Source organism: Nocardioides guangzhouensis (assembly GCF_004519545.1).
Classification (GTDB): Bacteria; Actinomycetota; Actinomycetes; order Propionibacteriales; family Nocardioidaceae; genus Nocardioides; species Nocardioides guangzhouensis.
Window position 1 is genome coordinate 38,854 of sequence record NZ_SDKM01000037.1, and the last position, 7,478, is coordinate 46,331.

The 7,478-nt window shown below is 70.4% G+C and carries 3 protein-coding genes; all 3 read left to right on the forward strand.

The features are described 5' to 3' along the window. The first annotated feature begins 31 nt into the window (after positions 1-31). Positions 32-1,510, forward strand: coding sequence for a 30S ribosomal protein S12 methylthiotransferase RimO (rimO, locus tag EKO23_RS20075; RefSeq protein ID WP_134720029.1), 1,479 nt, complete (start codon positions 32-34; stop codon positions 1,508-1,510). After that, positions 1,507-2,127: a CDP-diacylglycerol--glycerol-3-phosphate 3-phosphatidyltransferase gene (pgsA, locus tag EKO23_RS20080; protein WP_134720031.1), complete on the forward strand. Its 621-nt coding sequence runs from the start codon at positions 1,507-1,509 to the stop codon at positions 2,125-2,127. Before rimO ends, pgsA begins: the two co-directional genes overlap by 4 nt. Positions 2,128-2,352: 225 nt before the next feature. Beyond that, the gene (locus EKO23_RS20085; protein ID WP_167880569.1) at positions 2,353-7,353 is read left to right on the forward strand and encodes an ExeM/NucH family extracellular endonuclease; all 5,001 of its coding nucleotides are present in this window, start codon (positions 2,353-2,355) and stop codon (positions 7,351-7,353) included. Positions 7,354-7,478: the final 125 nt, after the last annotated feature.

A 7,478-nucleotide genomic window follows, 5' to 3' on the forward strand; every position in this document is an offset into this window, starting at 1 on the left:
CGTGGCCGGAGGCGGCATACTCGGACCCGACATGACGACCACCCGGAACCACCCCGCCGACGCCCCCCTCTCGGTCGCCCTGGTGACCCTGGGCTGCGCCCGCAACGAGGTCGACTCCGAGGAGCTCGCCGGCCGCCTCGAGGCCGACGGCTTCCGCCTCGTCGACGACGCCGCCGAGGCCGACACCGTCGTGGTCAACACCTGCGGCTTCGTCGAGGCCGCCAAGAAGGACTCGGTGGACACCCTCCTCGAGGCCGCCGACCTCAAGACGACCGGGCGCACGCAGGCGGTGGTCGCGGTCGGCTGCCTGGCCGAGCGGTACGGCAAGGACCTCGCCGGCTCGCTGCCCGAGGCCGACGCCGTGCTCGGGTTCGACGACTACCCCGACATCGCTGCCCGGCTGCGCTCGATCGTCGCGGGGGAGGCGCACCACCCGCACACGCCGCAGGACCGGCGCCGGCTGCTCCCGATCTCCCCGGTCGACCGCGACGCATCCGCGATCAGCGTCCCCGGGCACGCCGCCGGCACCGACGACATCGGCACCGACTTCATCGGCGCCGGTGCTCCCGCGACCGGCCCGCGCGCCGTACGCCGGCGGCTCGACGGCGGCCCGATGGCCCCGCTCAAGCTGGCCAGTGGCTGCGACCGGCGCTGCTCGTTCTGCGCCATCCCCAGCTTCCGCGGCTCGTTCGTCAGCCGTCGACCCGGCGACGTCCTCCACGAGGCGCAGTGGCTGGCCACCCAGGGCGTGCGCGAGCTCTTCCTGGTCAGCGAGAACTCCACGTCGTACGGCAAGGACCTCGGCGACCTACGCCTGCTCGAGACGCTGCTGCCCGAGCTGAGCGCGATCGACGGCATCGACTGGGTCCGGGTCTCCTACCTCCAGCCGGCCGAGACCCGCCCCGGCCTGATCGAGGCGATCGCGACCACGCCGGGCGTGGTGCCCTACTTCGACCTGTCCTTCCAGCACGCGTCGGCGTCGGTGCTGCGCCGGATGCGCCGGTTCGGCGACCCCGAGAGCTTCCTGGGGCTGCTCGACCGGATCCGCGACCTGGCCCCGCTCGCCGGCGTCCGGTCGAACGTGATCGTCGGGTTCCCGGGCGAGACCGAGGCCGACCTGCAGACGCTGTGCGACTTCCTGGAGGCCGCCCGGCTCGACGTGACCGGGGTGTTCGGCTACTCCGACGAGGACGGCACCGAGGCCGCGACGTACGACGGCAAGCTCGACGAGGACGACGTCCGCGAGCGCACCGAGCACGTCACCGCCCTGGTCGAGGAGCTCACCGCGCAGCGGGCCGAGGAGCGGATCGGCGAGAGCGTCGAGGTGCTCGTGGAGTCCCAGGTCGGCGACACCGCCGAGGGGCGCGCAGCGCACCAGGGCCCGGAGGTCGACGGCACCACCCGGCTCATGCACGTGCCGGGGGGCATCACGGTCGGTGACGTCGTCCGGGCGACCGTCACCGGCACCGACGGGGTGGACCTGATCGCGACCACGGAAGGCGCCCGATGACCGACGACCAGGCCGCGAGCCAGCCGGCGAAGCAGAGCAACTGGAACATCCCCAACGCGCTCACCACGCTGCGCATCCTGATGGTGCCGTTCTACGGCTACGCACTCCTGCAGGACGGCGGGGACTCGATCGGGTGGCGGGTCACCGCGTTCGTGATCTTCGTGGCCGCGATGATCACGGACAAGATCGACGGAGACATCGCGCGCAGCCGCAACCTGATCACCGACTTCGGCAAGATCGCCGACCCGATCGCGGACAAGGCGATCACCGGCATGGCGTTCATCGGCCTCTCGATCGTCGGCGACATCTGGTGGTGGGTCACGATCCTGGTGCTGGCCCGCGAGTGGAGCGTGACCCTGCTCCGGCTGTCGATCCTCAAGCAGGTCGTCGTGGCCGCCTCGCAGAGCGGGAAGATCAAGACCACGTTCCAGGCGATCGCGCTCGCCGCGCTATCCCTGCCGCTGCGGCAGGTCGACGGATCGCTGGACCTGGTCGGCGAGATCCTCTTCTACCTCAGCCAGGTCATGCTCGCCCTCGCGGTGGCGATGACCCTCTGGTCGGGGTACGAGTTCTACCGCGACGTGTGGCGTCAGCGACGGGCCGCCCGGACCGCCTGATGTCCGGCAGGTGACGCACCGGAGATTTTTCGGGTTCCGGGGCCGACAGGACTGTCTTTTCCCGGCCGCCTGATGCAGGATGCTGCCGCTGACCACCGGCGATCCCGTCGGCTTTCCCTGGTCGCGGCCATCTGCACGTTCTCTGGGAGTCCCATGTTTCGCGACCTGCGAGTGCGCTCGCGCGCGCTGATTGCAGCAACCTCACTCGGCGTCATCGCCGCCCCCATGTCCCTCCTGAGCCAGCCGGCCAGTGCCGCCCCGGCCGACCACCTTGTCATCAGCGAGGTGTACGGCGGCGGCGGGAACACAGGCGCAACCCTCAAGAGTGACTTCATCGAGCTGTACAACCCGACCGGCTCCGACATCTCGGTCGACGGTCTCTCCGTCCAGTGGCGCAGCGCCACCGGGACGACCGCCGCGACGGGCGTGACGCCGCTGAGCGGCAGCGTTCCGGCCGGCAGGTACTACCTGGTGCAGGAGGCCGACGGCGCCGGCGGCTCGGTCGACCTGCCCACACCGGAGGCGACCGGCACCATCGCCATGGGTGCGGCCGGTGGCACGGCGATCCTGGCTCGAGGCACCGTCGCCATCAACCCCGGGACGGGCCCCTTCGCCGGGAACGCGAACGTGATCGATCTCGTCGGGGTCTCCAGCAACGTCTTCGAGACCGCTGCCGCGTCGGGCATGTCCAACACCACGTCGGCCGCACGCAAGGTCGCCGGCGAGGACTCGGACAACAACTCGGCCGACTTCGCCTCGGGTGCGCCCGCGCCCCAGAACACCGGCTGGACGGCGCCGCCGGCGGACTTCACCGGCTCCATCGCCGAGATCCAGGGCACCGGCGCCACCACCCCGAAGTCCGGCGCCAAGGTCACCACCACCGGCGTCGTCACGGCGGCGTACCCGACCGGCGGCTTCAACGGCTTCTGGATGCAGACCCCGGGCGCCGACACGCCGAACGCCTCTGACGCGATCTTCGTGTTCGCGGGCAGCGGCGGCACCTTCACGATGCCCGCCATCGGCGACCACGTGCAGGTCGTCGGCACCGCGGGCGAGTTCGCGGGCGTCACCCAGATCACCCCCGGCTCCGCCGGCTCCGTGTCCCAGCTGCCTCCGGCCTCCGGGACCGTCGCCGCCAAGGACACGCTGCCCGGAGCGGGCTGCGCCCAGGGTTCCTGCCCCGGCGCGTCCGAGCTCGACGCGCTGCGTGAGGCGAGCGAGGGCGAGGTCTTCGACCTGGCCGGCCCCTACACCGTCAGCAACGCCTACAGCCTGACCAACGGAGCCAACGGCTTCATGGAGATCGGCCTGGCCGCCGACACCAAGCCGCTGGTCGCGCCGACCGAGGACATCGTCTGGACGAACACGGCCGCGGTGGCCGCCCGCACGGCGTACAACAACGCCCACGGGATCGTCCTCGACGACGCCAGCAGCAAGAACTACACGCTGGGCGACAGCGGCGACCCGATGCCGTGGATCAACAAGACGCACACCGTGCGGGTCGGCGCCGCGGCCCACTTCACCGGCAACGTGGTGCTCGACTTCCGCAACAGCATCTGGAAGATCCAGCCGACCTCGCAGGTCACCGACCTCGGCGAGGACACCGCGACCTTCGCACAGACCCGTCCCGCGGGCGGCCCGCGGGAGGTGGGTGGCGACCTGAAGCTCGGCACCTTCAACGTGCTGAACTACTTCCCGACCACGGGTGTCGAGTACGAGGCCACCACCCCGAACCGCACCTGCCGGTACTTCGCCGACCGTGCGGAGAACGACGTCACGGTCCGCGACTGCGACGACACCACGACGGGCACGGCCAACGACGCCAACGGCCCGCGCGGTGCCGCCGAGCAGGAGGACCTCGAGCGCCAGCAGGCCAAGATCGTCACCGCCATCAACACGATGGACGCCGACGTCGTCTCGCTGGAGGAGATCGAGAACTCCGTGCAGTTCGGCAAGGACCGCGACGACGCCGTCCAGAAGCTGGTCACGGCGCTGAACACCGCGGCGGGCTCGACCCGCTGGGCGTTCGCCCCCTCCCCGGCCGCGGCCGACCTCCCGGACCTGGCCGAGCAGGACGTGATCCGGACCGCGTTCATCTACGACCCGGCCACGGTCGACCTGGTCGGTACTTCCAAGGTGCTGGTCGGCTCCGCGGCGTTCGGCAACGCCCGCGAGCCGCTCGCCCAGGCCTTCAAGGCCGAGGGGGCCGCGGACTCCGACGCGTTCGGTGTGATCGTGAACCACTTCAAGTCCAAGGGCTCCGGTGCCGACGACGGCACCGGCCAGGGCAACGCGAACCCGGACCGGGTCGCGCAAGCCCAGGCGCTGGTCACGTTCGCGGACCAGTTCAAGACCGATCGGGGCATCTCCAAGATGTTCCTGACCGGTGACTTCAACGCCTACACCAAGGAGCAGCCGGTCAAGGTCCTCGAGGACGCCGGCTACACCAACGTCAAGTCCGAGGACGCGGGCGAGTGGAGCTACTCGTTCGGCGGCATGTCCGGCTCGCTCGACCACGTGTTCGCCAACGGTGCCGCGCTCGACGACGTCACCGGCGCGGACCTGTGGAACATCAACGCCGAGGAACCGATCGCCTACCAGTACAGCCGCTACAACTACAACGCCACCGACTTCTTCGACGGTGGCGCTCCGTTCGGCGCCTCGGACCACAACCCTGAGATCGTCGGTATCGACGTGGCGGACAGCAACGCGCCGGTCGACGTGCAGATCCTCGGCACGAACGACTTCCACGGTCGTCTGCTGAACAGCTCGAACAACGAGGCGGGGGCCGCGGTCCTCTCCGGGGCGGTCAAGCAGCTGCGTTCGCAGAAGCCGAACACCGTGTTCGCCGCGGCCGGTGACCTCATCGGCGCCTCGACGTTCGAGTCGTTCATCCAGAAGGACAAGCCGACGCTGGACGCGCTGAACGAGGCCGGGCTCGAGGTGTCGGCCGCCGGCAACCACGAGTTCGACGCCGGGTACGACGACCTGGTCAACCGGGTCATGAAGCCGTACGACGCCGAGACCAACCCGTACGGCGGCGCCGACTGGGAGTACCTCGCGGCGAACGTCCGGAAGAAGAGCGACCACTCGCACGCGCTGCCCGAGTCCTGGATCAAGGACTTCGGCAACGTCCAGGTCGGCTTCGTGGGTGCGGTCACCGAGGACCTGCCGTCCCTGGTCAGCCCCGACGGCATCGCCGACATCGAGGTCACCGACATCGTCGACGAGTCCAACGCCGCTGCCGACCAGCTCAAGGCCGACGGTGCCGACATCGTGGTCCTGCTGGTCCACGAAGGTGCCCCGGACACGTCGAAGGCCTCGGCGACCAGCAACGCCAACGCGTTCGGCCAGATCGTCAACGGCGTCGACGGTGACATCGACGCGATCGTGTCCGGCCACACGCACCTGGCGTACAACCACAGCGTCGAGGTGCCCGAGTGGGTTGCCGAGGGACGCACGGTCACCGAGCGCCCGGTGGTGTCGGCCGGCCAGTACGGCTCGTTCCTCAACAAGCTGGTCTTCACCTGGGACCCGGTTGCCGGGAAGGTGACGGCGAAGTCGCAGGACGTCGTCCCGCTGGAGACCTGCACCGCCAACTGCTCCTCGTCGAGCCCGACCTGGACGGCCAACTTCCCGGCCGACCCGGCGGTCACCTCGATCGTCGACGCCGCCGTGGCCAAGGCGAACGAGCTGGGCGCCCAGGTGCTCGGCAAGATCGGCGGACCGTTCAACCGGGCCAAGCTGGCCAACGGCACCACCGAGAACCGCGGTGGCGAGTCGACCCTCGGCAACCTCGTGGCCGAGGTCCAGCGGTGGGCGACCGAGTCGGAGACCGCGGGTTCGGCGCAGATCGCGTTCATGAACCCGGGCGGCCTTCGCCAGGACATGGTGGGGGTGGGCACGGGATCCTTCCCCCGCGACCTGACCTACCGGCAGGCCGCCGAGGTGCAGCCGTTCGCGAACACGCTGGTCAACCTCACGATGACGGGCGCGCAGATCAAGGGCGTCCTGGAGCAGCAGTGGCAGCCCGCGGGCGCGTCGCGGCCGTTCCTGCGGCTCGGCACGTCGAAGGGCTTCACGTCGACGTACGACCCGTCCCGTCCGCAGGGCAACCGGATCACGGGCATGTGGCTCGACGGGGCGCCGATCGTGATGGGGCAGACCTACTCGGTGACCGCCAACAGCTTCCTGGCGGCCGGCGGTGACAACTTCACCACGTTCGGTGAGGTGACCGCCAAGCGCGACACCGGCAAGTCCGACCTCACGGCCATGGTCGACTACATGGCGGCGTTCACGGGGAGCGGTACGCCGCTGCCGGTGGACTACCACCAGCACCAGGTCGGGGTCGCCTTCCCGGCGGACGCACCCGCCAGCTACGTCCCCGGCGGCCACGTGAAGTTCAACCTCTCGTCGCTGGCCTACTCGACCGCGGCGGACGCCAAGGACGGCCAGGTCACCGTCAAGCTGGGTGAGCTCGTCCTGGGCTCGTTCCCGGTGGACAACACGATCGGCACGGCGGTCTTCGACGAGTACGGCACCGCGGCAGTGGACGTCGTCCTGCCGGAGTCCATGCCGACCGGTCCCGCAACCCTGACGGTCGTGGGCGACACCACGGGCTCGACCGTGACCGTCCCGATCACCGTCGACAAGCGGTCGACGTCGGTCTCGGCGACGGCGGAGGACATGGCCTACGGCACCGGCGGCTCGGTGGAGGTCGCCGTCTCGCCGGCCAGCGCCACCGGACAGGTGACGCTGCTGGACGGGACCCGGGAGATCGCTGTGGCGACGCTCGCCGACGGCTCGGCGACGATCCCGGTTCCGGGCGATGCCCTGGAGCCCGGGGCGCACACGCTGACCGTGCAGTACGCCGGTGACGCGGCGCACGCAGCGTCGTCGACGACGGTGGACGTCACCGTTGCGAAGGCTGCTGCGGCGGTGACGGCGTCGGCGAACCCGTCGGCCATCAAGAAGAAGAAGGGCACCTCCACCGTGACCGTGCGGGTCTCGGCCTCCGGGGTCACCCCGACCGGGCAGGTCCGGGCGCTCATCGGCGGGACGCAGGTGGCCGCGGGCGCCCTCGACGCCGACGGGGTGGTCCGGCTGGTCGTCGGTCCGTTCGAGGGGGCGGGTGTCCGCACCATCGAGCTCGTGTACGGCGGTGACGCCCACACGGGATCGGGCCGGACGACCACGACGGTGACCGTCACCAACGGCAACCCGTAACGGGTCGCGAGCAGCAACGACAGGCGGCGCCCGGGGAGCGATCCCCGGGCGCCGCCCGTCGTCATGACAGGCAGTTCCTGCACTTGTCGGCCGAAATTCTGCCTGTCATGTGCAGGATTCCCCGG

Coding starts and splice junctions, on each gene's coding strand:
- pgsA (WP_134720031.1), top strand. CDS start 1,507: ATGACCGACGACCAGGCCGCGAGCCAGCCGGCGAAGCAGAGCAACTGG.
- EKO23_RS20085 (WP_167880569.1), top strand. CDS start 2,353: ATGTCCCTCCTGAGCCAGCCGGCCAGTGCCGCCCCGGCCGACCACCTT.
- rimO (WP_134720029.1), top strand. CDS start 32: ATGACGACCACCCGGAACCACCCCGCCGACGCCCCCCTCTCGGTCGCC.